The organism is Dokdonella aquatica (assembly GCF_051987395.1).
GTDB lineage: Bacteria > Pseudomonadota > Gammaproteobacteria > Xanthomonadales > Rhodanobacteraceae > Dokdonella.
Genome location: NZ_CP197094.1, coordinates 1,588,426 through 1,613,056, shown reverse-complemented (window position 1 = coordinate 1,613,056; position 24,631 = coordinate 1,588,426). Strand labels below are relative to the sequence as shown.

Here is a 24,631-nt window from a genome sequence, read left to right as displayed (position 1 = left end):
CGGCTGCCGCCGAGACCTGCGCGGAGTAGGATCGCGGCCATGAGCGACGCCAGCACCGACGATGCCGGGGCCAGCCCACCGCCTGCGCAGGCGGGCGCGCACGGCGTCGACGCGCTGTTCACCGAGGTCTACGCGCGCCTCAAGGCGATGGCCAGTCGCCGCGCCACGCCGCGCGGCTCCACGCTCGACACCACCGCACTCGTCCACGAGCTCTACCTGCGCATGCAGCGCGACGACGGCCTGCGCTTCGAGGCGCCCGCGCAGTTCTTCGGCTACGCCGCCCAGGCGATGCGCCACCTGCTGGCCAACCGCGCGCGCGACCGCCTGCGCCTGCGCGCCGGCGGCGACTGGGCACGCGTGACCCTCGACGCGCAGGACGAACGCCTCGCCGTCGAGACCGCTCACGACGCGCTGTCGCTCGAGGAGTCGCTGCAGGCCCTCGAACAAGGCCACGCGCGCGCGGCCCGCGTGATCGAGCTGCGCTACTTCGCCGGCCTGCCGGTCGAACGGATCGCCGAGCTGCTCGAGGTCGACCGCCGCACCGTGCACCGCGACTGGCGCTTCGCCCGCGCGTTCCTCAACGAACGCCTCGGCTGAGCGTCGCGATGTCCCGCCGGTGCGCCGAACGGGGTTCCCGCTGACATGTCCGATACCCTGCCCCCCGATTCCTCCGACACCGGACGCGCCGCACGCCTGCGCGCGCTGTTCGACACGGCCGTCGACCAGCCCACGGCGATCCGAGCCGACTGGATCGACGCGCACGTGACCGACCCCGACGACCGCGCCGCCTTGCGGCGGCTGATCGAGGCCGACGACCGCGACGGCCTGCTCGAATGCCCGGCCGACGAGCGCATGCAGCGCCTGGATGCGGCCGAATCGCCGGCCGCAGCGGCCTGGGTCGGCCAGCGCATCGGCGCGTTCCGCCTGACCCGCCTGATCGGCGAGGGCGGCATGGCCGTGGTCTTCCACGGCGAGCGCGACGGTGGCGAGTTCCGCCAGCAGGTTGCCGTGAAGCTGTTGCGCCGCGGCCTCTGGTCACCGCTCGAGCAGCGCCTGTTCCGCCGCGAACAGCAGGCCCTGGCGTCGCTCTCGCACCCGAACATCACCCACCTCATCGACGGTGGCGTGACGAGCGACGGCGTGCCCTACCTGATCCTCGAGTACGTGCACGGCGTGCCGATCACCGAGCACGCAGCCGCACAAGGCTGCAGCCTGCGCGAGCGCCTCGCCCTGTTCGTGGTGGTCTGTCGCGCGGTCGCGGCGGCGCACCGCCAGCTCATCGTGCATCGCGACCTCAAGCCGGCCAACATCCTCGTCGACACCGAGGGCCAGGTGAAGCTGCTCGACTTCGGCATCGCCAAGCTGCTCGGCGACGACCGCGACACCGCCCGCACCGAGATGACCGTGCTGACGCCCGGCTACGCCGCGCCGGAACAACTCGCCGGCGGCACCGTGACCACGGCCACCGACGTGTACGCGCTCGGCGTCGTGCTGCACGAGCTGCTGCTCGGCGAGCGTCCGCCTGCCGCGTCGACGGAGCGCTACCCTCCCGCGCCCGGGATTCCGCGACCGGCCACGCCCAGCGCGCGCACGACGCCCGTGATCGGACGCGACCTCGACAACGTCCTGCGCAAGGCGCTGTCGGGCGAACCGGAGCGTCGCTACGACTCGGCGGCCGAGTTCGCCGACGACGTCGAGCGCTACCTTTCCGAACGGCCCGTCCTCGCGCATCCACCCTCGCGCTGGTACCGCACGCGCAAGTTCATGCGACGCCACCGCGGCGGCGTCGCGATCACGGGCGTGCTCGTCGTCGCCACGCTGGCAAGCCTCGTCGCCGCACTCGTGCAAGCCCATCTGGCACGTCAGGAGGCCCAGCGTGCCAACGCGTTCCGCGGCTTCCTCGTGTCGGCGTTCCGCGAAGCGCAGCCGGGCACGCCGCGCGAGGGCGCGCCACGCATCACCGCGGTCGTCGACGAGGCCGCACGCCGCGCGGAAGGTGATGCCAGCCTGCCGCCCGGCGTGCGCGTGGAGCTGCTGACCGAGCTCGGCGCGGTCCTGCGTGCGCAAGGCGATGCGAAGCGCGCCGTGGAGGTGCTGCGCGCGAACCATGCGCGCGCGCAGCGCGAGTTCGGCCCGGACGACCCGATCGTCGCGCGTGCCGGCGTCGTCCTGCTTGATGCCCTCCACGCCGCCGACGATCTGCCAGCCGCACGTGCCCTCGCCGATACGCTCGCGCGCGAGCTGCCGGCCTCCGCCCTCGCGCAGCGCAGCACGGTGCTCGTCACCTCGTCGATACTGGCGCTGCTGGAACGACAGATGGACCGCGCGATCGCCGATTCCGAGCAGGGACTCGCGATCGCCCGCATGCAACCGGATCCCGAGATCCTCGCGGCCGCGCTCAGCCAGCGACTCGCCGCCTTCGGCGACAACGGGCGGCTCGCCGAAGCCGTGGCGGCGGGCGAGGAGGCGCTCGCGGTGCAGCGCGCCGCGTTCGGCGACGATCACGTGAAGGCCGCGGATGCGCGCGCCAACCTGTCGCGCATGCAGCGCAGGATGGGCGATCTCGATGCCGCCGAGGCGAACATCCGCGAGGCCCTCGTGATCACCGAACGCGCGTTTCCGCCCGAGCACCCGACGCGCTCGATCCATCTCAACGCGCTGCTGATGATCCTGACCGAGCGGCGCGACTTCCCCGCCGCGATCGAGGTCGCGCGCGAGGCGGCACGCATCATGAAAGCCGCGTACGGGGACAACGACCGGCGCAGCATTCAGGCACTGAGCAACGTCGGTGTGGTGGCGCTCTCCGCGCAGGATCCGGCAGGCGCGGTCGCCCCGCTCGCCGAGGCCACGCGACTCGCCGAGGCGAACCTCGCTCCGGGCCAGGGCACCGGCGTGTCCGCACGCGCCTACCACGGTGTGGCGCTGGCGTACGTGGGCGACATCGCCGCAGGTCGAGCCGAACTGCAGCGGGCGCTCGACGCGGTGCGTGCCGCACCGAGTCCGGATCGCGGCACCGAGGCGACGTTCTGCCTCGAGCAGGCGCACATCGAACTCGACCTCGGACGACCCGCGGCCGCCCGCGTACCGCTCGCCTGCGTCCACGAGGCGCTGTCCAGGGTGGACAAGCCCGAGCGATGGTGGACCGGGCGAGCCGACCTGCTTCACGCGCGGATCGCCCTGGAGTCCGGTGCCGTGGCCGAGTCCCGCGCCCATCTCGAAGCCGCCGAAGCCGCACTCGCGGCGAACCGCTCATACGGACCGGACATTCCCGTCTACGTGGCGCTGCTGCGTGTCGGCGTCGCGGCCGCGGAAGGCGACGACGAGCGTGCGACCGAACTCGCGCAACAGGCCAAGGCGGCCTACGCGGCCCTCGCCTACCCGCCGCGCTACGTGCGGCGGCTGTTGGAGTTCCTGCGGCTCGATGCGAAGCCCTGATGGCACGAGGATGCACGTGATCGCGTGATGCCGGAACCGCAGGGGTGGTGCGCCCACGCCGTGTGTTTCGCGTGCCCGATACGCATTTGCCTGGCCTTCGTGACGTAGCGCCACGCGTCGCCTGCACGCCTGATGCACCGATCGCGGCACGCGGTCACGCCCTCGATCGGGAGCACGCCGCTACACTTGCCCGATGAGTGACGAGACCCCGCCCGCGCCGACGCCGCGCCGACGCACGCCTGCCACGACCACGGCGGATACGGAGAAGAAACCCGCGTCCACGCGCACGCCGGCTTCGCCGGATGCCGCGACGCCGCCGCGTCGCCCGCGCGTCGCGCCGCCGACCGATGCGGCATCGCCCCCGACAGCAGCGCCTGCCCGAGCGCCGGTCCGGCGCGCGGCCGCGGCGCCATCGACGGACGAATCTCGCGCGCCGGTTGCGAGGACACGCAGGACCGTTGCCTCGGACGCCGACGGCGCGAAGCCTTCACCCGAAGCGCCGCCGCGTACGCGAACGCCCGCTGCAACGACGCCAGCCGCTACGGCGCCCGTGCGTCCGACCACGCCACCTGCACCGCGGCCTGCTTCGCCGGCAGGTGACGCCGCGCCACCTTCACCCGCACCGCAGACGCGGGTCACGACGCCAGCACCTGCACCGGCACGCACCTCGCCATCGGTCGCCGCATCTGCCACGCCATCGCGCCCCGTGACGCCTGCTGCGCGTGTCGATCCCGCGCCAACGGCGACACGTGCCGCGCCGACGCCTCCGCGCCCTGCAGAGCCGGCTCCTGCCGCGACCGTGAAGCCCGTCGTGGCAACACCGCCCGCCGCCGAAGCGACGCGCGCCGACGCGAGGCACGCCCCGCTGTCCGCCACGCCCGCTGTCAACGCGCCAGCGCCCGCTGCTGACGACGCAACACCGTCACCGCGACCGTCCGCCACGAAGACGTCACCACCCGACGGCGAGATACCGCCCTGGGCACGCGTGACGCCGTCGGCGACGACGCCGAAGCGCACCGACGACACGCCGCCACCCGCGAAGAAGAAGGGCAAGGCGACGGGCACGACACGACGCGAGGAGCGCCCCGCCGATGCCTCGACGCGCTCGATGCGCGTGATCGAGGCACTCACCGCGCGCCTGCCCGATCCGTGGCGCGAACGCGTGCGCGAGTACCTCGTGCTCATGCGCATGGACCGCCCGGTCGGCGCGCTGCTGCTGCTGTGGCCGACCTGGTGGGGCCTGTGGTTCGCGGCGAACGATTTCCCGCCGATCGGTCTGCTCGTCGTGTTCACGCTCGGCGTGTTCGTGATGCGTGCGGCCGGATGCGTGATCAACGACTACGCCGACCACGGCTGGCTCGATGCGCACGTCGAACGCACGCGCGGGCGGCCCATGGCCGCGGGACGCGTGTCGCGCAAGGAGGCGATGCTGCTGTTCGCGGGCCTGCTCGCGTTCGCATTCGTGCTCGTGCTGTTCACGAACACGCTGACGATCCTGCTGTCGTTCGGCGGCGCCGCGCTCGCGGCGTTCTACCCGTTCACGAAGCGCTTCACCCACCTCGCCCAGGTCGTGCTTGGCGCCGCGTTCGGCTGGTCTATCCCGATGGCGTTCGCCGCGGTCACGGGCGAAGTGCCGCCGCTGGCGTGGCTGCTGTTCCTCGCCAACGTGCTGTTCTCGACGATCTACGACACGCAGTACGCGATGGTCGACCGCGACGAGGACATCCGGGTCGGCGCGCGCTCGACGGCGATCCTGTTCGGCGATGCCGACCGCACCATCCTCGGCGTGCTCATGGCGACGTTCCTCGTCGCGATGCTGCTGGCCGGCACGCGTGCCTCGCTCGAATGGCCGTACTTCGCCGGTCTCGCCGTCGCCGCGGGCCTGTTCGCGTGGCAGCAGTGGCTGATCCGCACGCGCGACCGCGCTGCGTGCTTCGCCGCGTTCCGCAACAACAACGTGCTCGGCTGCGTGGTCTGGATCGGCCTGCTGCTCGCGCTCGCGATCCGCTGAGGCGTCAGCACACGCAGCCGCCGACGTCGATGCCGATCGACCCCGAGACGTGGCGCGTCACGCGTGCCTCGTTGAGCATCACGTCGGCGAGGAACGCGAACGCGATACCGAGCCAGGCGACGTAGCCGAGTCCCACGTACTGGCCGAACACGATCGTGCGCAGCCAGTCCTGCCCGAACAGGTAGACGATCGCGACGCCGACGGCCGCGACGACGAGCACGCCGGCGGGCAGCAGCAGGACGCGCGGCGGATGGCGCCGCATCGACGCGGCCACGCCGAACGCGAGCAGCACGAGCGCGTTCGTGCCCATGAAGATGCGGAACTCGCGCAGCAGCGCGGACGCCGCCGCGAGGTACTGGCCACGCGCGAGCTCGGCGAGGTGCGTGCGCAGTGTGGCCGCGTCGATCGAACGCCAGTCGGCGAGCGACGGCTCGCGTGCCGGCGTACCGCGACAGGTGCAGTCGCGATCGGCCATCCGCGCGAACACGCCGTCGAGAGCAGCCGGAAGCGCCTGCCCGACACGATCACGCAGGTCGTCCGGAGCGGCAAGGCCCGCGCGCGAGGCCCAGCGTGCGGCACGGCTCTCGGCGAGCGTGTCGAGGCGGGCCTCGACGCGTCGGGTGACTTCGCTGCGCAGGAGGTCGCGCGCGCCGGCTTCGAGCGTCGTCGGCGACAGCCACGACCATGCGAAGGCGAGTCCGAAGATCAGTGAACCCAGATAGCCGAGGATCATCGAGGCAAGACGCATCGGGGGAGGTTCCTCGTCCGTGCGGCGCATCCCTGCGCCGTAGGCTTTCCGTATCGCGCATCCGCTGCGCGTCGTGGCGGTATCGGGGAAGTGCGCGTCCGTGCGCTAGGGCTGTTCCTTCACGACCCGCTGCGCCTCGCGTACCGCAGCCGCGGGCATCGGCGGGTGGAGGGATCCTGACGGACGCGCGCCCGGCGGGCGCGGTCGTGGTCGACGTCGCGATCGTGAACCGGTTCACGTTCCGCGCGCGGCCGGAGCGCGCGCGAGCGCCCAGGCATCGACGCGTTCGACGCCGGCACGACGCAGCACGCGCGCGGCCTCGCGCAGCGTGCTGCCGGTGGTCATGACGTCGTCGACGATCGCGACATGCGCCGGCCACGCGATGCCGGCCGCGGGCGCGAATGCGTCACGCAGGTTGCGCTTGCGCGCGGCAGCGTCGAGGCCGGTCTGCGCAGGCGTCGCGCGCACGCGCCGCAGGGCCTCGTTCGCGAACGGCACACCGAGCGCACGGGCGAGCGGTCGCGCGAGTTCGAGCGCCTGGTTGTAGCCGCGCTCGCGCAGGCGCCGCGCGTGCAGCGGAACGCACACGACGAGGTCGGGCAACGCCGGCGGCGCCTCGCACGCCGCCTCGAGCATGAGGCCCGCGAGCACGCGCCCGGCGGCAAGGTCGGCGTGGAACTTGAAGCGCGTCTCGAGCAGGTCGAGCGGGTGGCCGTAGACGAAAGGCGCCCACGTCGCCTCGAACGGCGGCGGCCGGCGCAGGCAGCTGCCGCAGGCCGCCGCATCGACCGAAAGTGGCAAGGCACAACGTGCACAGGCGCGCCGGTTGCGCACGAGATCGCCTTCGCATCCGGCACACAGATCACGTGATGCAGTGCCCGCGCCGCCGCACAACGCGCAGCGCGGCGGCAGCACCACGCGCAGCAGCGCGCGGGCCACCCTGTCAACCCCGGGCATCCTTTCCACGTTGACAGCCTCCGATGCCGCCACCAGACTCGCCGGACTTTACCGAAAGCCGGAATACGCCGATGTCCGCCATCCGCCACGACTGGACGCGCGAGGAGATCCACGCGCTGCTCGACCTGCCGTTCGCCGACCTGCTCGACCGTGCCCACCGCACGCATCGCGAGCACCACGACCCGAACGCCGTGCAGGTGTCGACGCTGCTGTCGATCAAGACCGGCGGCTGTCCCGAGGATTGCGCGTACTGTCCGCAGGCGGCGCGCTACGCGACCGGCGTGAAGGCCGAGAAGCTCATGCCGCTCGACGCCGTCGTCGCGCGTGCGAAGCAGGCCAAGGCCGCCGGTGCGACGCGCTTCTGCATGGGCGCGGCCTGGCGTTCGCCGAAGGACCGCGACGTGCCGAAGGTCGCCGCGATGATCCGCGAGGTGCGCGCGCTCGGCATGGAGACCTGCGCGACGCTCGGCATGCTCACCGCCGACCAGGCGGTGACGCTGCGCGAGGCCGGCCTCGACTACTACAACCACAACCTCGACACGGCGCCCGAGGACTACGGCGACATCATCACCACGCGCGACGTGCAGGACCGCCTCGACACGCTCGGCCACGTGCGCGACGCCGGCATGAAGACCTGCTGCGGCGGCATCGTCGGCATGGGCGAGTCACGCACGGGACGTGCCGGCCTGCTGCACGCGCTCGCGACGCTGCCCGAGCATCCGCAGTCGGTGCCGATCAACCGCCTCGTGCAGGTCGAAGGCACGCCGCTGGCCGGCACGGCGCTGCTCGATCCGTTCGAGTTCGTGCGCACCGTCGCCGCCGCGCGCATCGCGATGCCGGCTTCGATGGTGCGCCTCTCGGCCGGCCGCGCCGAGATGAGCGACGAACTGCAGGCGCTGTGCTTCTTCGCGGGCGCGAACTCGATCTTCTACGGCGAGAAGCTGCTCACGACCGGCAACCCCGACGTCATCGCCGACCAGCAGTTGTTCAACCGCCTCGGCATCCACGCGATGCAGATCGAAGTGACCCGTGACGACCACGATCCGCGCACCGTGCACGCCGACATCGTCGAGAGCTGCGCCGCGCGCGAGACGGTCGCGGCCTGAAGGCCACGCACCGGACGAACGGGATGTGGCGGCGTTGCCGTCACGCCCTTCGGACCGGCCCGATGCCTGCCACCGCGCGCACGCGACTCAATGCAGCTTGAGCCGTCCCGATACGCGACGCTGCAGCAGGCGCGCGAGTGCGAGCACGATCGTGTTGCGCGTGCCCATGATCGCGCGGTGGTGATTGAGATGCAGCGACATGTACATCCACTTTGCGATCAGGCCTTCGACGAAGAAGTTCGGCCCGCCGAGACCGCCCATGAGCGAACCGACGCCACGGTTCTCGCCGAGCGACACCAGCGAGCCGAAATCGCGATAACGGAACGGCGCGTCGTGGGTGCGCTCGCGGCGCAGCGCGAGCAGCACGCGCGCGAGGTAGTCGGCCTGCTGATGCGCGGCCTGCGCGCGCGCCGGCACGAGCTTGTCGCCCCAAGGGCAAGCCGCGCAGTCGCCGAGCGCATAGACACCCGGCGCCGAGGCACGCAGGTGGTCGTCGACGACGAACTGGTTGGCGCGGTTGGTCTCGAGACCGAAGCGCGTGTTGGCCTCGGCCGCCTTGATGCCGGCCGCCCACACGATGAGGTCGGCCGGAATCTCGCCGCCCGCGGTGACGAGGGCGTCCTCGCGCACCTCGGTGACCGGCGTCGCGGTCAGCACGCGCACGTTCTTGCGCTCGAGGGCGAGCTGCGCCTGCGCCGAGATCTTCTCGGGCAGGCCGGCGAGGATGCGCGGCGCGGCCTCGACCAGCGTGATGTCGAGGCGGAAGCGCTGTTCGGCGCGGAAGCCGTCCTGCAGCAACGCGTGGGCCTCGAGCAGCTCGGCCGAGAGTTCCACGCCGGTCGCGCCGGCTCCGACGATCGCGATGCCGAGGCTGCGGTGCTCGGCGAATGCAGCACGCGTGAACGCCGCGAGCAGGTGGCGCTGGAAGCGCTCGGCGTCGCTGGCCCGCTCGAGCACGTAGGCATGCTCCGCAGCACCGGGCGTGCCGAAGAAGTTCGAGCCGCTGCCGACCGCGAGCACGAGATGGGTGTAGCTGATCGTGCGTTCCGGCACGACCTGGAGATCCTCCTCGTCGCGCATCTCGCCGAGCGTGATGCGCTTGGCCTGCGGATCGAGCGCGACGATCTCGCCGGGCGAGAAGCTGAAGTGGTTGCGCCGCGCGAGGATCATGTACGACAGGCCTTCCTGGTGCGCGTCGAGCGTCCCGGCGGCGACTTCGTGCAGCGTCGGCTTCCAGATGTGGAATACCGATCGGTCGATCAGCAACACGCTGGCCGGCCCGGTCTTGCGGCCGAGCTTGCGACCGAGGCGCGCGGCGAGCTCGAGCCCGCCCGCACCTCCTCCCACGACGACGATGTCGTAATGCATGCCGATGCGTTCCTCCGGACTGCCGCGCGCAGTCTAAGCGCAATCCGGACGGCTGGACGCCCGGGTGCGACGTCATGAGCCGGCCCGACCTGCTCGACCGCCTCGCCGCCGCACAGGCCGAGCGTGCGCGCGACGCGCTGCTGCGCCGCCTGCGCACGGTCGACGACGGCGACGCGACCTCGATCGTCGTCGGCGGTCGACGCCTCACCGGTTTCGCGAGCAACGACTACCTCGGCCTCGCGCGGCATCCCGAGCTGGTCGAAGCCATGACGACCGCCGCACGCCGCGACGGCGTCGGCGCGACCGCGGCGCACCTGCTCGGCGGGCATCGCCGCGAGCACGCCGCACTCGAGGCCGAACTCGCCGACTGGACCGGGCGCGAGCGCGCACTGCTGTTCTCGACCGGCTACATGGCCAACCTCGGCGTGCTGCAGGCGCTGCTCGACCGCGGCGACCTTTGCGTGCAGGACCGCCTCAACCACGCCTGCCTGCTCGACGGCGCACGCCTCTCCGGCGCGACGCTGCGACGCTACGCGCATGCCGACGTCGACTCGGCTGCGCGCGCGCTCGCCATACAGCCCGATGCGGCGGCGCTGCTCGCGACCGACGGCGTGTTCAGCATGGACGGCACGATCGCGACGTTGCCCGCGCTGGCCGCCCTGTGCCGCGCACAAGGCGCGCTGCTCATGGTCGACGACGCGCACGGCATCGGTGTGCTCGGTCCCGAGGGCTCGGGCAGCCTGCGTGCCTCCGGCGTCGCCGAAGCCGATGCTGCCGTGCTGATGGGCACGCTCGGCAAGGCGCTCGGCACCGGCGGCGCGTTCGTGGCCGGCCCGGCGGCGCTCGTCGACGGACTCGTGCAGTTCGCTCGCACGCACGTCTACACGACCGCGATGCCGCCTCCCGTCGCCGCCGCGACCCGTGCCGCCGTGCGCCTCGCGCGCCACGAGCACTGGCGTCGCGACCACCTCGCCGCGCTCGTCGCGCATTTCCGCAACGGTGCCGTGCAGCGCGGCCTCGTGCTGCTCGACTCGTCGACGCCGATCCAGCCCGTCGCGATCGGCGACAGCGCGCGTGCGCTCGCGGTCGCGGCGGCGCTCGAGGAGGCCGGCTTCTTCGTGCCCGCGATCCGCCCGCCGACCGTGCCCGCGAATGCCGCGCGCCTGCGTGTGACGTTGTCGGCCGCGCACCGGATCGACCAGGTCGAACGCCTGCTCGATGCGCTCGTCGAGGCCGGCGCGGTGCCGGCTGCGGACACGCCACCGTGAAACCGGCCGCCGACGATGTCGACGCGCGCCGTCCGGTCTGGAGCGCGTTCGCGGACTTCTACCTCGACACCGACACGACCGGCTTCGAACCCTCCGCAGCCGCCGTGCTCGCGGCCAGCACCTACTCGCTCGAAGAGCTGCGCGCGATCCTGCTCGACGAGGTGCACGCGGCGTTGTATCCGAACCTCGTGTCGGTCGCCGGCGAGTGGGCCGGCTTCGAGGCCGACTGGCTCGCCGCGCGCATACTCGGCCAGCAGGCCACGCCGCGCTGGCGCCGCCCGCGCGGCCGCTTGCTGCGCGGTACGGCCGCCTCCATCTGGACCTCCCTCGAGCCACGCGTCCGCGCGCTGCGCGAGGCCACGCCCGTTGCCACGAAGGATGATCCGCCCCGATGACGCTGCACCCTGCCTACCCTCGAGCCACCGCATGGACCTGACGATCACGCGCACCGGCGATGCCGGACCCGACGTCATGCTCGTGCACGGCTGGGCCATGCACGGCGGCATCTTCGGTGGCCTCGTCGACGCGCTCGCGATGCGCTGTCGCGTGCACGTCGTCGACCTGCCCGGCCACGGCCGCACGTCGGCGTTCGTGCCGGGTGATCTCGATCCCGCGCGCTGCGCGGCGGCGATCGCAGCCGCGACGCCACCGGCGACCTGGGTCGGCTGGTCGCTCGGCGGACTCGTCTCGATGCACGGCGCGCTCGCGCATGCCGGCCATGTCCGCGGCCTCGTCGCGATCGCCGCGAGCCCGCGCTTCGTGACGGCCGACGACTGGCCGCACGGCGTACCGGCCAGTGTGTTCGCGGGCTTCGCGGCAGGGCTCGAAGCGAACTTCCAGCACGCGATCGAGCGCTTCCTCGCCCTCGAGACGCTCGGCTCGCCGCATGCGCAGGACGAGTTGCGCGCATTGCGTGCACGCGTGTTCGAGCACGGCGATCCGTCGCGCGAGGCGCTGCGCGAAGGCCTCGACATCCTCGATCGCGAGGACGTGCGTGCGCGCCTTCCCGGACTCGCCGTGCCGTCGTGCTGGATCGCCGGTCGCCGCGACCGCATCGTGCCGCCCGCGGCGATGCAGTGGGCCGCAGAGGCTTCGCCGCGCGGGCGCTTCGTCGAGTTGCCGACCGGCCACGCCCCTTTCCTGTCCGAGGCCGACGCGGTGGCCACGCAGGTGTTCGCCGTGATCGACGAGACCGCAGCACCATGAGCGGCCTGTTCGACACGCGCCACGTGCGCCACGCGTTCGGTCGCGCCGCGGCGAGCTACGAAGCCCACGCCGTGCTGCAGGACGAGGTGCAGCAGCGCCTGCAGGAGCGCCTCGACGATGCCACGCTGACGCCGGCACGCGTGCTCGACGTCGGCGCCGGCACGGGCCGCGGCACGGCCGCGCTGCGCAAGCGCTACCCGAAGGCGCAGGTGATCGCGCTCGACATGGCGCTGCCGATGCTGCAGGCCGCGCGTCGCCACCGCGGCTGGCTGCGTCCGTTCGCACGCGTCTGCGCACAGGCCGAGGCGCTGCCGTTCGCGGAAGCCAGCATCGACCTGCTGCACTCGAGCCTGTGCCTGCAATGGAGCAACGACCTCGACGCCGCGTTCGACGAGTTCCGCCGCGTGCTCGCGCCGGGCGGGCTGCTGCTGTTCAGCACGTTCGGCCCCGAGACGCTGCAGGAACTGCGCCTCGCGTTCGCCGAGGTCGACGACGCGCCGCACGTGAGCCGCTTCCTCGACATCCACCAGGTCGGCGATGCCTTGCTTGCCGCGGGCTTCCGCGATCCCGTGCTCGAGCGCGACGTGTTCACGCTGACCTACGACGACGTGCCGACGCTGATGCGCGAGCTGCGCGCGATCGGCGCGACCAACGCCGATCCGGCGCGTCCGCGCGGCCTCACCGGCAAGGCGCGCATGCGCGGCGTCGCCGCGGCCTATGAAGGCTTCCGCGAGCATGGCCGCCTGCCGGCGACCTACGAGGTCGTCTACGCTCTCGCGCGTGCGCCCGAGCCGGGCCAGCCGCGGCGTTCGCGCGACGGTGCGGTGGCGAGCTTCCCGATCGACCGCCTGCGCGGCAGCCGCCGCACGCGCTGATCAGCGCATGAAGCGCGGCCAGATGCGGCCGGTGCGGCGCGCATAGGCCGCGTAGAGCTCGCCGAAGTGGCGGTCCATCATCGCCTCCTCGCGCGGCACGCGCAGCGCATACATCGCCGCGAACGCGAGCGGCGCGCCGAGTCCCGCGACGAGGTTGTGCAGCAGCAGCGGCTGGGCGATCACGATGAGCCAGATCGCCGCGTACATCGGATGGCGGATGTGCGCGTAGATGCCCGTGTCGACGAGGCGATGGCCTTGCCGCAGTTCGAGCGTCGGCGACCAGTTGCGTGCGAGGTCGGCATGCGAACGCCAGAACAGACACAGGCCTGGCACGAGCAGCGCGATGCCGGCGAATGTCGCCGCGCGGGGCAACGCGATCGTGAACACGTCGAGCAGCGGCGTCGCCAGCTGCAGGAACGGCAGCAGCATCATGCCGACCGTGACGAGCAGCATGAGCCAGGCCTCCTGACGATCGACGTGCGAGGCGCGCGTCGGGATCGCCGCGGCCTTCTTCGCATGCGGGATGCGGATCAGCGTGGTGGCGAGGAATGCACACCACCACGCGATCTCGCCGAGCGGCGGCGTGGCGCCGCGGCGCCACAGCCACGCCGCGAACGCGACCGCCATGATCGCGAGCATGACCGGTCCGCGCCGCATGCCGGCGCGCGTGAGGTTGGAGCCTTCTGCCATGGTGCGTCTCAGCGTGTTTCCGCGACCGCCTTGCCGGCGGGCAGCGGCAGGCCGTAGCGCACGAGGATCGCGTCGATCTCGTCGCGTGCGATCGTTTCGCCCTTCTCGACGCGCTCGGCCTGGCCGAAGAACGCCATGATGCGCGGCTCGCCATCCGGATCCGGCGTCAGCACGAACGTGTCGGCCGTGGCGAGGCCTGCTTCCCAGCGCGCGCGCACGTCGGCCCAGTAGCCCTTGGTCTTGTTCCAGTAGGCCTTGCCCGGCCCGAAATCGAAGTCGCCGATGCGCACGTACTCGTTGATGCCGCGTTCGCGCGCGAGCGCATGGCGCGCGCCGTCCTCGTCGATCACGACCTTGGTGTTGTCCTGCTCGTGCACCCAGCCGCCCGGCGTCAGCGTGTGGCGGTTGACCACCTCGAGCACCTGGTAGTCCTTGCGCTTGCTGTACTCGCGGCGCGGCAGCGGGCGCAGGGTGAGATCCGACGTCCACGCATCGATGCCGTCGACGTGTGCCCAGCGGCCGATGCCCGTGTAGCGCGGCGCGTCGTCGACTTCGTAGACGATCTGCGACCACGCCCCGCGCGCGTCCGCGGCGGCGACCTTCTCGCGGTCGAAGCGGCCGTTGCCGCGATAGCGCAGCAGCGTCTTCGGCTCGTAGTGCCAGTCCTGGCGCCAATGCTTGATGACGTGGTCCTCGTCGCCGATCTTCATGACGAGGATGTGCTGCAGCGCGATCGAACGACCGTCGTCGGCGATGACCTCGACGAGCTCGGTCGCACCCGAACGCTGCGGGTCGCGCGGCGCGTAACCGGGCGACAGCGCCGCGGTCTCGTCGAACGCGAAACGCACGCGGAACTCGCCGGCCATCGCGAGGATGCTGCGGCGGTCGCAGTCGAAGGCCTCGGCCGGCGTCGACGGCAGGCTCGCACATGGTCGCGTGTACTGCGCGGGTGCGGGTTCGGCGAGCGGTTTCGGCTTGGCCGGCGCGGGAGACGGCGATGCTGCAGTGACCGGTGCAGCGGCGGGCGCGCGCGCAGCAGGCGTCGCGCAGGCGCCGAGCAGCGCCGCGAGGAGCGGAATCAGGGCAAAACGGACCATCATCGGATCAGGCTACGTGCAAGGGGGAAACCCACTCGGCGTTCTCGGCGCGCACGATCGAGCGTGCGACATCGAGACCGAGCAACGAGATGCGCAGCGGCGCATGCGCGCCAAGCGAACGCACCCACGGCGTCTGTCGCAGGTCGAACACGAGCAGGCGGGCCTGCCAGCGATGCCCGAAGCGCGCGAGCGCGCGACGCAGGAACGTGGGATGGCCGGGAGGTTCGGAGGCCGTCATGTCGATCGGCGAGAGGCCGTTCGCGGACGCCATCTGGTCCCAGGCGAGGTAGTCGGTGTCGGGCAGCAGGAACAGCTTGGCGCTCGGCTCGCGATGCTCGTCGTAGAGGCCGAGCCACTCGCGCGGACCCTGCGGCGTGACCATGCTGCAGGCACGCAGCACGCTTGCACGCGCCAGTGCGCTCGCGGCGGGATGCTCGAGCAGCACGAGGCCGTCACCGCTCGAGGAGCGCGCATGTGTCGGCGCGTTGACCTCGCGGCGCTCGATCCACAGCACGGTGCCGAGGCGAGGCAGCCATTCGGCGAGCGGCGGCAACCAGGCCGAGACGGCGTCGCGGTCGCGCGAGGCGCGCCGCGGCACGGCGAACGCCGGCGCATCGCCGGGCAGAAGAACCTCGCCGGCGTGACTCATCTCGGGGACGTGCAGACCATCACTCATCGCGGGCTCCCGTCGCGGGCCGACCATGCGCACCGTGGAACGCATCGCGGCTGTCGCGGACATCGTGGCCCCTGGGCGGGGCGTCGACGCTGGCTGGCATGAAAGGCCGTGGATGGCGGGACGGCATGTCGGCTGGCTGCGACGTTGGAGACGACCGTGCCGGGGCATCGAACCGCGCAGGCGCGGGCGACACGACCGGCACGTGGCGGCAGGCGCCGCGTTACTTGGTGAGGATCAGCTTGTCGTTGCGCGTCAGGCGCAGGCGGTACTCCTGGCCGGCGTGCTCGATGACGAGCTCACGACCGCCGGAGAGCAGGCGGTGGCTGTCGATGCGCTTGGCCGGCGCGACGCGCGCGGCGGAGACGGCGCTGGCGAGCGAGGGCGACGAGACCGGGTCCTGCCCGGCGGGAGACACAGCATTCGGACTCAGCATGATCGGGCTCCGGTTGGCTAACGACGCAAATGATAACGATTCTCATTTAGGAGTCAAGCGGTCGCGACGCGAAAGCCGCGCCGCTCGATAGGCGTGCCGAACCCGCGCGCGGCGCCGACCCTTGTCATTCTATTTGCGAACGATTCCCATTACCCTATTACCCGCCGCGCGACCAGCCCCTCCACGCCACTCGACGCGATCCACGCTGCTTTCGAGTCCCTGGAGGTTTCCCATGCTGTTCCGACGCCTCGCGCTGTCCTGCGCCGCGCTCGTGCTGGCCGGCCCGCTTTCGGCCGCCACGTTCCCGCTCACGTTCAACGCCGACGGCAGCAGCCGCTGGTACGACTTCTACATGGACGAGTTCGCGCAGATCGACAAGGGCTTCAACGGCAACCAGGCACTGGACGGCATGTACGCGATCAGCGCCGAGCCCGATCCGTTCAATCCGACCGTGTACGCGCAGGTCGGCAACAGCGGCGTCGACATCTTCCCGGCCGAGGGCGCGTTCGCCAACGTCGGCTCGCTGACCTACACGGGCACCGGCAACGGCACGTTCCCGATCACCGCGATCGCGCTCGAGATCGAGCGCTACGTGGCCGGCAACTACAGCGCGCTCGGTGTCGGCTACACAACGCAGGTCAGCAACATCAACGGCAGCATCACGATCGCGAACGGTGCGGTCAGCGGCATCCAGATGACCGCGACGATCCGCTTCATCTACGACGCGAGCTTCATCCCGCCGCTCACGACGATCCCTTTCGAGGGCTCGCTCGAGATCACCGGCGACCGCTTCGCGATCTTCGTCGACGACGACTACAACTTCGGCCACGGCACCTTGCACAACGCCTGGGACCTGGTCGGCTCGGTCGCCAACATCGGCGGCGACCTGCTTTTCCGTCACGGGTTCGAGTGATCCAGCGGTAGCGATCCGCACGATACGTCGCGCTGTCGCCATGCAGAACCCGCGCAGAGGACTTCGCCGTCATGCAAAGCACTTTGTGCCATCTACGACGGTGACACCACGCTCGGCGGAATCACCTGCGGTGGTTCCGCCCTACCCTCGATGACGACACACCGCGACATGAGTCCGCTGTCGTAGGGCGGAACCCGCGCAGCGGATTCCGCCATCCTCCTCGGGACACGCCATCACCCCCAGCGGCATCGAGTCCGATCGCTCTGTCGGGTGCGGGAACACGTGAAGAAGACCGGGGAGCGGACCCACCGCTCCCCGGTTCCGTACCTCAGAACCGCAGCTTCGCCGTCAGCGACCAGGTACGGCCGCGCCCCGTCTCGATGTCGGTGCCACCGGCCGGCGTGCTGAGTGCCGGCGTGTAGGCCTTGTCGGTCAGGTTCGAGACGTTGCCGCGCAGTTCGAACGCGTCGTTGAATGTCCAGTTCGCGAACAGGTCGACGAGGCCGTAGCCGGGTTCATACGGACTCTGCGACGCCGGCACGTTGACCTCGCCGACGTAGCTGCGCGAGACCCTGTAGTAGCGCGTGCCGAAGGCGAGCTTGCGGTCGAGCACGCGCGCACCGAGCGTCGCGCTGAGCACGTCGTCGGGCACGTAGCTCTGCGCACCGAAACCGTTGACCTGCGACGGCAGGTCCGAGTCGGTGTGCGTGTAGCTCAGCGACGCGAACACGAAGCCGGCGTCGTAACCACCCTCGAGTTCCGCACCCTTGACCTTCGACTTGCCGGCGACGTTCGCGAAGTGCGTGCCCGGCAGGCCCGTGTCGGCGCCGACGAACGACGCGACGATGTAGTCCTCGACCTCGTTGTCGAAGAACACGAGCTTGAAGCGCAGGCTGTCGTTGGCCGTGAACAGGTCGTCGGCATGCACGTTCGCGCCGAGCTCCCAGCCGCGCGAGGTTTCCGGATCGAGGAACGGGTTCGGGAAGAACGACTGGCCCGGGCTACCCGTGCCGGTCGGGTGGTTGCCGCCCGTGAACGTCTCCGACACGGTCGGCGGACGGAACGTCTTCGACCAGCTCACGAACGGCTGCAACCATTCGGTCGGGTTGAGCGCGAACGTGACCTTGGGGTTGAACGCACCGTCGGAGCGATCGACCGTGTACGGACCGGCCGGAAGGCCGATCGGGTTGTTCGCGCGCACCGAACCGTCGCCTTCGAGCGTGAAGCGGTCGTAGCGCAGGCCGACGATGAGATCGGCCATGCCCCAGCGCAGCGTCGTGTCGGCGAACACGCCGCCGATCGAGCTCTCGCCGCTCGGGTTGACGCCGCGGTCCGGCACCGCCGCGCTGTTGACCGCGTCGATGTCGTCGCGGAAGTACTCGACGCCGTACGTCGTCGCCACGTGCTCGCCGAAGCGCGACGTGTTGGCGATGTCGAAGCCCGTACCCGTGTCCTCGATCGTGCGACCGACCGCCGAGCCGCCGTTGGGCAGCGTCGGGCTCGCGTCGTACGTCATCGTGACGTCGTTGCGGTAGAGGTTCGCGCGCAGGTCGACCGCATCGTTGCCGGGCGCGTATGCGTAGCCGACCGTGTAGGTCTTCGAGTCGACGTTCTGCGTGTAGGAGTTCGCGGTGAAGTCGTTGTCGTACGAGACCGCGCCGACCGTGAGGCGATGCACCTCGCTCGGACGGTACTCGAGCTTGATCAGGCCCGACACGAGGTCCTGGCCCGTGTACGGCACGGTCTGGCCGTCGGCGTTCTCGTAGTCGTCCGGCGAGCGCTTGCTGACCGCGCCGACCAGCGCCCAGTCGCCGAAGCGTGCACCGGCCGCGCCCGACGGCGCGAAGCCGGCGTGGTTGCTGCCGTAGTTGAGCGCGATGTAGCCGCCGGCGGTCTTGTCGCCGAGCACGTCGTCGACGCCGAGCGTACGGAAGTTGACCGAGCCGGCCAGCGCACCCGAGCTGCCCGTGCCGCTGGCGCCGCCGCGCGAGACGTCGATGCCGGCGAGCAGCGCCGGATCGACATAGGTGAAGCCCTGCGCCTCGTGGCCCGTGAACCGGAAGTTCTGGCGCACGCCGTCGAGGCGCATCACGACGCGACCCGAGCCTTCGAGGCCACGGATGTTGACGCCGATGCCCGGGTTCTGGGGACTGTCGCGCGTGTAGGTGCCGGCGGTCGAGCGCAGCACGTCGTCGAGGTTGTAGCCGCCGAACACGTCGATCGCATCGCGCCCGATCACGCTCGTCGCGGCGGGCTCCGTGGTCGGATCGACGTCGTCGGCGCTGTTGACCAGTGGGGACAGGTAGACGGTGCCGTCCTTCGCATCGGTGGCAGGCGCCTGCTGCGCGTGGGCGGCGAGCCCCGGCACGAGCACGGCAAGGATCGCGCCGGCGAGGATCGCGCGGCGCGGCAGGGAGGGTCGGTTCATGGCAGGCTCGCTCCGGAGGAAAAATGCAAATACAATTGAGAATGGTTCGCAATTGTATTCAGCAAGGTGCGCGCTGCCAATGCCGGCGATGCCGGTGGCACCCTGCCCCAGCCAGGACGACCCCGATGACCCGATCCACCCGCGGCACCGCCCACCGGAGCGCGGCCGCGTCACTCCTCGTGGCGGCGATGATTGCCGCGCTCCCGCAGGCCGCGGCGGCAGCGCCTCTGGGCGAGCTGCCGTCCGATCTCTCGCCCTGGGGCATGTTCGTGCACGCCGACTGGGTCGTGCAGGCGGTCATGCTCGGCCTCGCGTTCGCGTCGGTCGTGTGCTGGACCGTCTTCGTCGGCAAGGCGCTCGAACTGCACCGCGCCGCGCGTGGGCTGCGTGACGCGCGCGAGGCGCTCGCGCGGGCGCGTACGCTCGACGAGGCTCTCCGCCAGAACGCGCCGGCGGCGGCCGGAGCGCTCGACGCCGCCCGCGAGGAATGCACGCTGGCCGGCGCCGGGCGCGACGCGGCAGGCATCAAGGAGCGCGTCGCGCTGCGCCTCGAACGCCTCGAGGCCGCATCCGTCGCGCGCCTGCGCCGCGGCGTCGGCACGCTCGCCACGATCGGTGCCTCGGCCCCGTTCGTCGGCCTGTTCGGCACCGTGTGGGGCATCATGGACAGCTTCATCGGCATCGCGCGCACACGCACGACCCAGCTCGCCGTGGTAGCGCCCGGCATCGCCGAAGCGCTGCTCGCGACCGCGCTCGGCCTCGTCGCGGCGATCCCGGCCGTGGTGCTCTACAACGTGCTCGTGCGCCGCGTCGCCGCGCGCCGCGGCGAGCTCGCCGACATCGGCGCACTCGTGCAGGTGCTCGTCTCGCGCGAGCTCGATCGCGCACCCGCGCGACAGGCGGCCTGACGTGGCCGCGCGCACCGCGCGTGACGACGACGATCTCGACGACCTCGCCGAGATCAACGTCACGCCGTTCATCGACGTCATGCTCGTGCTGCTGATCGTCTTCATGATCGCCGCGCCGCTCGCGACGGTCGACATCGGCGTCGACCTGCCCGGGTCGAACGCGACGCCCACGTCGCGCGACGAGCCCGTGCCGCAGGTCGCCCTGCTCGCCGACCGCTCGCTCACGCTCGACGCCGAGCCGGTCGGCCGCGAGGATCTCGCCGCGCGCCTGCTCGCACGCGGCGGCGACCCGGGCGGGCTACGCGTCGACGTGCAGGCCGACCGCAACGTCGGCTACGGCGAGGTCATGGACCTCATGAACCTGCTGCGCGACGCGGGCTTCACGCGCCTCGCCCTCGTCGCACGCGACACCCGCGGCGAACCGTGATCGCGACGCGCGAGACGTGGCGCTGGGCCGGCATCGGTGCCGGCGTGCTCGGCGCGCACCTCGCCGTCGCGGCGTGGCTCGCGCACACGTCGTCACGCGATGCCGGGGCGATGCCGAAGGGCGTGCCGGAACCGCTGCGCATCGCGTTCGTGACGCCGGCGCCGGTGGCGACGCCACTTGCCGCGGAACCGCAGCCCGTCGAGGCACCCGTCGCGCCGCCAACGTCCAAGCCAAAGGAACCGCCGCCGCCCACGCCGCCACCGGTCGCGCGCGCCATGCCGACGCCCGCACCTGCAATCCCGTCACCCGTCCCGCCGAGCCCGCCGTCGACGCCTCGACCGGCCAATGCCCAGACGGTCGACACGACACCCGTCGATGCCGCCTCCGAGGCGACGACCTCGACCGAAAGCCCCGTCTCGACGACATCCACCGCCACCCAAGCGCCTGCTGTCGACACCGCACCGTCCGGCAACGTCGCCGGCGTCGACGACGCGACGCGACGCCACGCCGAATCGACCTGGCAGTCGACCCTGCTGGGCCACCTCGAACACCACCGCCGCTATCCGCATCTCGCCCAGCGCAGGCGCGAGGAAGGCGTCGCCTACGTGCGCTTCCGTGTCGACAGGTCGGGCCGCGTGCTGGCCGCCAGCCTCGAGCACGGCAGCGGCGTCGAGGTACTCGACGAGGAAGCGCTCGAGGTGCTCGAACGCGCCCAGCCCGTACCGCCGCCGCCGCGCGAACTCGCCGGCGACAGCGTCGAGGTCGTCGTGCCCGTGCACTTCCGCCTGCGCAGGCGCTGACGCACGTCGAGGCAGCACGCCATGCGTCCGCGCACAGGATCGGCTCGAGGCGTGAGGCCGAGACCTGGGGTCAGGTTCATTTTTCCGCGATGCCGGCTGCGAGACCTGGGGTCAGGTTCATTTTTCCGCGATGCCGGCTGCAATCACTGCGCCACGACACGGAAAAAATGAACCTGACCCCGGCTGGTTGACCCCGTGCTACCGGACTTCCTGCCACCAACCTGCCGCTGCACGCCTTCGCGACGACAACCGCGTGCGAACCGCATCCATGCCGGGTCGCGTGCGTACGCTTCTGCGGTTCGGACATGCGACAGGTCTTGAAAAGCGCCACCTCCGCCGTGATGGCAGGAGCTCCGCGCAGGGCATGACGCCCTCGCGCCTCCGAGGAGTCACCACGTGAGCATTTCCCTCCACACCGCCACCATCCCCGTCCTCGCACGCGGCCTGCGCGTGTTCGTGTCCTACCTCGACAAGGCCATCGCGCATGCGCGCGAGCACGGCATCGACGAGGCCACGCTCGTCGGCGCGCGCCTCGCCCCGGACATGCTGCCGCTGTCGGGCCAGGTGCAGCGCGCGAGCGACACCGCCAAGGCGACGATCTCGCGCCTCACGGGCGGCGAGTCGCCGAGCTTCCCCGACAACGAAACGACGCTCGCCGAACTGCGCGCGCGACTGCAGGCGACGCTCGACTACGTCGCGGCCGCCGACGGCGCCGCGGTCGATGCCGGCGCGCAGCGCGATGTCGTGCTCAAGACGGGCAAGATCGAGAGGACGTTCCGCGGCGACGACTACGTGTTCGCGTTCGGACTGCCGAACTTCTTCTTCCACCTCGTGACCGCGCACGGGATCCTGCGCCAGCAAGGCCTCGCAATCGGCAAGCTCGACTACCTCGGGGTCACGCTGCCGGAGTAGCGCGCATCGCCTCGAAGACCGGGGTCAGGTTCATTTTCCCGGAGATGCAGCGAGCGTGTCGTGACGGCCGCCGATGGGAAAATGAACCTGACCCCATGCGTCGCCCATCGCCAGGCGCAGCTACGCCTGCATCGAGGCGATGCGCGCGCGGCAGCCGGTGCAAACGGAACGAAGCGTCTCCGCGCCGTCCGCGCTCAACCCTTGCGTGACGGCGTGTGGCGCATCTTCATGTAGACGCCGCCCTGCTCGAGCTCCTGCAGCATCTGGTCGACGCGACGCTGGCGTGTGTCGTCGCGCTTGGCCTGCGAGATCCAGCCGAGGTAGTCGTTGCGCTGGTAGGCGGGTCGATCCTCGTAATCGCCGAACAGGCGTCGATCGCGCAGCGCGCGTTCGATGTCGTCGGGCATGGCGTAGCGCGAACGTGCAGCGGACCCCTGCTTCGCCGTCATGACGGCTTCTCCTCACCGGTGCGCGGTCCTTCCCCCGCGCGGTAGGCACGACGGAGCTTCGCGGACGTGCGTGCAATCGGTGATGAATGCAGGGAGACGGCCGACGCGCGGCCGGGAGAACCGGACAAGTGGCGTCGAGGGATCCTGGCGTGCGCGGCGACGGCGGGCTGGCGGGGATCGGGAAGGACGCGTCGGCTGGCGATGGCTGGCGTACGCGTGGTGCGCAGTCTAGCGACGCGCGTCCGCGCGTGACGAAACGACAATCAGTCGCAACAAGCCGTGTGACCCGCGGGCGTGGCTGTCACGTCTTCGGCTGACGCGCCGCCCACATGTTGTCGACGAGGTTCGGATAGCGACGCCCGGCCTCCTCGGCGCGCTGCTTCGCGGCCGCCTTCTGTGCGGGCGTCAGCGGCGTCGACTGCTCCGCCGGGTTCGGACGCTTCCAAGGCGGCTTGGCGGTCTTGCGCATCGCGGCATCCACGAATGGGGGCGAAACGCGAGCTTCGCACGCCGCGCGTGAACGCGGCGCGATGGATCGCGTCACGTCGCCGCCATGAAGCCGAGGTTCGAGGTCGCGAAACGGCCGATGTTCGGGAACACCGTCGACAGGTCGCCTTGGGCGACGCCGTACCAGCGCGCCAGCGTGGCCGCGTACTGGTCGACCGACGTCGTCGGGATGATCTGGCCCCAGCCCGCGTCGTCGGGCCCCTCGATGGTCAGGTCCGGCAAGCCACCGTAGAAGCGGCGTCCCGAGACCGCGCCACCGAGCACGAGGTGGTGGCTGCCCCAGCCGTGGTCGGTGCCGTCGCCGTTGATGCTCGTCGTACGGCCGAACTCCGACGCCGTGAACGTCGTCACCGCGTTGGCGAGGCCCATTTCGACCGTTGCGGCATGGAACGACGCGAGCGCACCGTCGAGCTCGCCGAGCTGCGCAGCCTGGTCCTCGAGCTGGTTGTCGTGGGTGTCGAAGCCACCGAGGCCGACGAAGAAGATCTGCCGCTCCATCTGCAGCGTCGCACGCACGTGGATGAGGCGCGCGACCATGCGCAGCTGGCGGCCCAGATGCGTGTCGGGGAACGTCGTCGCGAGCGCGGTCTCGCCTTCGAGCGCGGCGTTGATGTCCGCACCGTTGGCCATCGAACGGCGCATCACGGCCGCGTACTGGCGCTGCAGCGCGTGGCCATGCGAGGCGTCGCGCAACGCGACGAACGCGGCGCGGCGGTTGGCATTCCACGGCGAGTCATCGACCAGCCACATCGACTCGGCGCCGTTCTGGCCGACGAAGTACGGCACCACGTCGTCGCCGGCCTGGAACACGTTCTCGCCGTCGACCGAGATGTTCATCGACAGCGACGGGTTCGGGTTGGTCGCATGGAACATGTCGGCGAGGCGGCCACCCCAGCCGCGCCGCACGATCATGTCGGCCGCGGGTTGTTGCCACGTCACCGACTGGTCGCTGTGCGAGAACAGCTGCGTCGGCACGGGTACGCTGCCGGCCGTGTACTGCGCCTTGGTGATCGGATACAGCAGCGGGCCGACGTTGGTGACGAGCGCGAGCGGCGAGTTGGCCTGGTTGAACAACGTGGCCAGACGAGGCATGTCCGCCGCAAAGCCGTAGGTGCCGCCGTCGACCGGTGCGGCGAGCGGATTGAGCGCTCGCAACGTGTCGACCGGCAGCGCGAGCGCGCCGCGCGAGGCCGCGTAGCGCGTGCGCGGCGTGCCGCTGCGCGGCACGAGCATGTTGAACGCGTCGTTGCCGCCGTAGAGGTACACGCAGACGAGTGCGCGGTAGTCGTTGCCGAGCAGGCGCCCGTTCGCGGTCGTCGCCGCGTGCGCGAGCGAGAGCTTGCCGGCGAAGCTCGTGAACAGGGCCGAGCCCGCGGTCGCGCACAGGGCACGCTGGAGGAAGTCGCGTCGTTTCATG

General features: G+C 71.2%; 25 protein-coding genes. 13 read left to right on the top strand and 12 right to left on the bottom strand.

Going from position 1 to position 24,631, the window contains the following annotated elements; genetic code table 11:
• Nucleotides 1–39: 39 nt before the first annotated feature.
• Together ACQQ2N_RS07295 and ACQQ2N_RS07290 are read left to right on the top strand one after the other, a co-directional pair.
• Complete coding sequence (locus ACQQ2N_RS07295) at nucleotides 40–597, top strand: ECF-type sigma factor (RefSeq protein WP_440225040.1); 558 nt, start codon at nucleotides 40–42, stop codon at nucleotides 595–597.
• Nucleotides 598–642: 45 nt separating this feature from the next.
• A complete protein-coding gene (locus ACQQ2N_RS07290) occupies nucleotides 643–3,435 on the top strand; it encodes a protein kinase domain-containing protein (protein ID WP_440225039.1) in 2,793 nt (930 codons plus the stop codon).
• Between the two features lie 180 nt (nucleotides 3,436–3,615).
• On the opposite strand, the gene ACQQ2N_RS07285 is transcribed toward ACQQ2N_RS07290, so the two are convergent.
• Nucleotides 3,616–4,461: a hypothetical protein gene (locus ACQQ2N_RS07285; protein WP_440225038.1), complete on the bottom strand. Its 846-nt coding sequence runs from the start codon at nucleotides 4,459–4,461 to the stop codon at nucleotides 3,616–3,618.
• An 82-nt stretch (nucleotides 4,462–4,543) separates the two neighbouring features.
• On the opposite strand from ACQQ2N_RS07285, the gene ubiA reads away from it, so the two are divergent.
• The gene (ubiA, locus tag ACQQ2N_RS07280; protein ID WP_440225723.1) at nucleotides 4,544–5,446 is read left to right on the top strand and encodes a 4-hydroxybenzoate octaprenyltransferase; all 903 of its coding nucleotides are present in this window, start codon (nucleotides 4,544–4,546) and stop codon (nucleotides 5,444–5,446) included.
• A gap of 4 nt (nucleotides 5,447–5,450) precedes the next feature.
• Here ubiA and ACQQ2N_RS07275 read toward each other — a convergent pair whose 3' ends face one another.
• Together ACQQ2N_RS07275 and ACQQ2N_RS07270 are read right to left on the bottom strand one after the other, a co-directional pair.
• Nucleotides 5,451–6,194, bottom strand: coding sequence for a hypothetical protein (locus ACQQ2N_RS07275; protein ID WP_440225037.1), 744 nt, complete (start codon nucleotides 6,192–6,194; stop codon nucleotides 5,451–5,453).
• Nucleotides 6,195–6,428: 234 nt separating this feature from the next.
• A complete protein-coding gene (locus tag ACQQ2N_RS07270; RefSeq protein WP_440225036.1) occupies nucleotides 6,429–7,151 on the bottom strand; it encodes a ComF family protein in 723 nt (240 codons plus the stop codon).
• A 71-nt stretch (nucleotides 7,152–7,222) separates the two neighbouring features.
• On the opposite strand from ACQQ2N_RS07270, the gene bioB reads away from it, so the two are divergent.
• Complete coding sequence (gene bioB / locus ACQQ2N_RS07265; protein WP_440225035.1) at nucleotides 7,223–8,257, top strand: biotin synthase BioB; 1,035 nt, start codon at nucleotides 7,223–7,225, stop codon at nucleotides 8,255–8,257.
• An 87-nt stretch (nucleotides 8,258–8,344) separates the two neighbouring features.
• Here bioB and ACQQ2N_RS07260 read toward each other — a convergent pair whose 3' ends face one another.
• Complete coding sequence (locus tag ACQQ2N_RS07260; RefSeq protein WP_440225034.1) at nucleotides 8,345–9,625, bottom strand: NAD(P)/FAD-dependent oxidoreductase; 1,281 nt, start codon at nucleotides 9,623–9,625, stop codon at nucleotides 8,345–8,347.
• Nucleotides 9,626–9,699: 74 nt separating this feature from the next.
• On the opposite strand from ACQQ2N_RS07260, the gene bioF reads away from it, so the two are divergent.
• Genes bioF through bioC form a run of 4 tightly spaced genes read left to right on the top strand, consistent with a single transcriptional unit; the run spans nucleotide 9,700 to nucleotide 12,974 of the window.
• On the top strand, nucleotides 9,700–10,893 hold the full coding sequence (gene bioF / locus ACQQ2N_RS07255) for an 8-amino-7-oxononanoate synthase (RefSeq protein WP_440225033.1): 1,194 nt from the start codon (nucleotides 9,700–9,702) through the stop codon (nucleotides 10,891–10,893).
• A complete protein-coding gene (locus tag ACQQ2N_RS07250; RefSeq protein WP_440225032.1) occupies nucleotides 10,890–11,288 on the top strand; it encodes a DUF7079 family protein in 399 nt (132 codons plus the stop codon). The genes bioF and ACQQ2N_RS07250 overlap by 4 nt, the downstream gene beginning before the upstream one ends.
• A gap of 31 nt (nucleotides 11,289–11,319) precedes the next feature.
• Nucleotides 11,320–12,099, top strand: a complete 780-nt coding sequence (gene bioH / locus ACQQ2N_RS07245; protein WP_440225031.1) for a pimeloyl-ACP methyl ester esterase BioH — start codon at nucleotides 11,320–11,322, stop codon at nucleotides 12,097–12,099.
• The gene (bioC, locus tag ACQQ2N_RS07240; protein WP_440225030.1) at nucleotides 12,096–12,974 is read left to right on the top strand and encodes a malonyl-ACP O-methyltransferase BioC; all 879 of its coding nucleotides are present in this window, start codon (nucleotides 12,096–12,098) and stop codon (nucleotides 12,972–12,974) included. The genes bioH and bioC overlap by 4 nt, the downstream gene beginning before the upstream one ends.
• Here the strand turns inward: bioC and ACQQ2N_RS07235 are convergent, their stop codons facing one another.
• The 4 genes from ACQQ2N_RS07235 to hemP all read right to left on the bottom strand — a co-directional run bounded on the left by ACQQ2N_RS07235 (nucleotide 12,975) and on the right by hemP (nucleotide 15,870).
• Entirely contained in the window at nucleotides 12,975–13,664 is a 690-nt protein-coding gene (locus tag ACQQ2N_RS07235; protein ID WP_440225029.1) for a protein-S-isoprenylcysteine O-methyltransferase, read from the bottom strand.
• Between the two features lie 8 nt (nucleotides 13,665–13,672).
• Nucleotides 13,673–14,761: a DUF6607 family protein gene (locus tag ACQQ2N_RS07230; RefSeq protein ID WP_440225028.1), complete on the bottom strand. Its 1,089-nt coding sequence runs from the start codon at nucleotides 14,759–14,761 to the stop codon at nucleotides 13,673–13,675.
• Between the two features lie 7 nt (nucleotides 14,762–14,768).
• Nucleotides 14,769–15,437: a hypothetical protein gene (locus ACQQ2N_RS07225; protein ID WP_440225027.1), complete on the bottom strand. Its 669-nt coding sequence runs from the start codon at nucleotides 15,435–15,437 to the stop codon at nucleotides 14,769–14,771.
• A 220-nt stretch (nucleotides 15,438–15,657) separates the two neighbouring features.
• Nucleotides 15,658–15,870, bottom strand: a complete 213-nt coding sequence (gene hemP / locus ACQQ2N_RS07220; RefSeq protein ID WP_440225026.1) for a hemin uptake protein HemP — start codon at nucleotides 15,868–15,870, stop codon at nucleotides 15,658–15,660.
• A gap of 232 nt (nucleotides 15,871–16,102) precedes the next feature.
• On the opposite strand from hemP, the gene ACQQ2N_RS07215 reads away from it, so the two are divergent.
• Nucleotides 16,103–16,783 (top strand): hypothetical protein, encoded by a 681-nt coding sequence (locus ACQQ2N_RS07215; protein WP_440225024.1) that lies wholly within the window; start codon nucleotides 16,103–16,105, stop codon nucleotides 16,781–16,783.
• 328 nt (nucleotides 16,784–17,111) lie between these two features.
• Here ACQQ2N_RS07215 and ACQQ2N_RS07210 read toward each other — a convergent pair whose 3' ends face one another.
• On the bottom strand, nucleotides 17,112–19,211 hold the full coding sequence (locus tag ACQQ2N_RS07210) for a TonB-dependent receptor domain-containing protein (protein ID WP_440225023.1): 2,100 nt from the start codon (nucleotides 19,209–19,211) through the stop codon (nucleotides 17,112–17,114).
• 263 nt (nucleotides 19,212–19,474) lie between these two features.
• On the opposite strand from ACQQ2N_RS07210, the gene exbB reads away from it, so the two are divergent.
• The 4 genes from exbB to ACQQ2N_RS07190 all read left to right on the top strand — a co-directional run bounded on the left by exbB (nucleotide 19,475) and on the right by ACQQ2N_RS07190 (nucleotide 22,258).
• Entirely contained in the window at nucleotides 19,475–20,119 is a 645-nt protein-coding gene (gene exbB, locus ACQQ2N_RS07205) for a tonB-system energizer ExbB (protein WP_440225722.1), read from the top strand.
• Nucleotide 20,120: 1 nt separating this feature from the next.
• Nucleotides 20,121–20,546 carry a biopolymer transporter ExbD gene (locus ACQQ2N_RS07200; RefSeq protein WP_440225022.1) on the top strand — a complete coding sequence of 142 codons (426 nt, stop codon included), beginning with the start codon at nucleotides 20,121–20,123 and terminating at the stop codon, nucleotides 20,544–20,546.
• Nucleotides 20,543–21,346: an energy transducer TonB family protein gene (locus ACQQ2N_RS07195; protein WP_440225021.1), complete on the top strand. Its 804-nt coding sequence runs from the start codon at nucleotides 20,543–20,545 to the stop codon at nucleotides 21,344–21,346. Before ACQQ2N_RS07200 ends, ACQQ2N_RS07195 begins: the two co-directional genes overlap by 4 nt.
• A 396-nt stretch (nucleotides 21,347–21,742) precedes the next feature.
• A complete protein-coding gene (locus tag ACQQ2N_RS07190; protein ID WP_440225020.1) occupies nucleotides 21,743–22,258 on the top strand; it encodes a DUF1993 domain-containing protein in 516 nt (171 codons plus the stop codon).
• Nucleotides 22,259–22,452: 194 nt separating this feature from the next.
• Here the strand turns inward: ACQQ2N_RS07190 and ACQQ2N_RS07185 are convergent, their stop codons facing one another.
• From ACQQ2N_RS07185 to ACQQ2N_RS07175, 3 genes are all read right to left on the bottom strand, one after another.
• Nucleotides 22,453–22,707 carry a YdeI/OmpD-associated family protein gene (locus ACQQ2N_RS07185; RefSeq protein WP_440225019.1) on the bottom strand — a complete coding sequence of 85 codons (255 nt, stop codon included), beginning with the start codon at nucleotides 22,705–22,707 and terminating at the stop codon, nucleotides 22,453–22,455.
• Between the two features lie 301 nt (nucleotides 22,708–23,008).
• Nucleotides 23,009–23,176 carry a hypothetical protein gene (locus ACQQ2N_RS07180; protein ID WP_440225018.1) on the bottom strand — a complete coding sequence of 56 codons (168 nt, stop codon included), beginning with the start codon at nucleotides 23,174–23,176 and terminating at the stop codon, nucleotides 23,009–23,011.
• 71 nt (nucleotides 23,177–23,247) lie between these two features.
• Nucleotides 23,248–24,630, bottom strand: coding sequence for a DUF1501 domain-containing protein (locus ACQQ2N_RS07175; protein ID WP_440225017.1), 1,383 nt, complete (start codon nucleotides 24,628–24,630; stop codon nucleotides 23,248–23,250).
• Nucleotide 24,631: the final 1 nt, after the last annotated feature.

Coding starts and splice junctions, on each gene's coding strand:
- bioF (WP_440225033.1), top strand. CDS start 9,700: ATGAGCCGGCCCGACCTGCTCGACCGCCTCGCCGCCGCACAGGCCGAG.
- ACQQ2N_RS07230 (WP_440225028.1), bottom strand. CDS start 14,761: ATGGTCCGTTTTGCCCTGATTCCGCTCCTCGCGGCGCTGCTCGGCGCC.
- hemP (WP_440225026.1), bottom strand. CDS start 15,870: ATGCTGAGTCCGAATGCTGTGTCTCCCGCCGGGCAGGACCCGGTCTCG.
- ubiA (WP_440225723.1), top strand. CDS start 4,544: ATGCGCGTGATCGAGGCACTCACCGCGCGCCTGCCCGATCCGTGGCGC.
- bioB (WP_440225035.1), top strand. CDS start 7,223: ATGTCCGCCATCCGCCACGACTGGACGCGCGAGGAGATCCACGCGCTG.
- ACQQ2N_RS07260 (WP_440225034.1), bottom strand. CDS start 9,625: ATGCATTACGACATCGTCGTCGTGGGAGGAGGTGCGGGCGGGCTCGAG.
- bioC (WP_440225030.1), top strand. CDS start 12,096: ATGAGCGGCCTGTTCGACACGCGCCACGTGCGCCACGCGTTCGGTCGC.
- ACQQ2N_RS07225 (WP_440225027.1), bottom strand. CDS start 15,437: ATGAGTGATGGTCTGCACGTCCCCGAGATGAGTCACGCCGGCGAGGTT.
- exbB (WP_440225722.1), top strand. CDS start 19,475: ATGTTCGTGCACGCCGACTGGGTCGTGCAGGCGGTCATGCTCGGCCTC.
- ACQQ2N_RS07235 (WP_440225029.1), bottom strand. CDS start 13,664: ATGGCAGAAGGCTCCAACCTCACGCGCGCCGGCATGCGGCGCGGACCG.
- ACQQ2N_RS07275 (WP_440225037.1), bottom strand. CDS start 6,194: ATGCGTCTTGCCTCGATGATCCTCGGCTATCTGGGTTCACTGATCTTC.
- ACQQ2N_RS07180 (WP_440225018.1), bottom strand. CDS start 23,176: ATGCGCAAGACCGCCAAGCCGCCTTGGAAGCGTCCGAACCCGGCGGAG.
- ACQQ2N_RS07175 (WP_440225017.1), bottom strand. CDS start 24,630: ATGAAACGACGCGACTTCCTCCAGCGTGCCCTGTGCGCGACCGCGGGC.
- ACQQ2N_RS07270 (WP_440225036.1), bottom strand. CDS start 7,151: ATGCCCGGGGTTGACAGGGTGGCCCGCGCGCTGCTGCGCGTGGTGCTG.
- ACQQ2N_RS07295 (WP_440225040.1), top strand. CDS start 40: ATGAGCGACGCCAGCACCGACGATGCCGGGGCCAGCCCACCGCCTGCG.
- ACQQ2N_RS07215 (WP_440225024.1), top strand. CDS start 16,103: ATGCTGTTCCGACGCCTCGCGCTGTCCTGCGCCGCGCTCGTGCTGGCC.
- ACQQ2N_RS07185 (WP_440225019.1), bottom strand. CDS start 22,707: ATGACGGCGAAGCAGGGGTCCGCTGCACGTTCGCGCTACGCCATGCCC.
- ACQQ2N_RS07290 (WP_440225039.1), top strand. CDS start 643: ATGTCCGATACCCTGCCCCCCGATTCCTCCGACACCGGACGCGCCGCA.
- ACQQ2N_RS07210 (WP_440225023.1), bottom strand. CDS start 19,211: ATGAACCGACCCTCCCTGCCGCGCCGCGCGATCCTCGCCGGCGCGATC.
- bioH (WP_440225031.1), top strand. CDS start 11,320: ATGGACCTGACGATCACGCGCACCGGCGATGCCGGACCCGACGTCATG.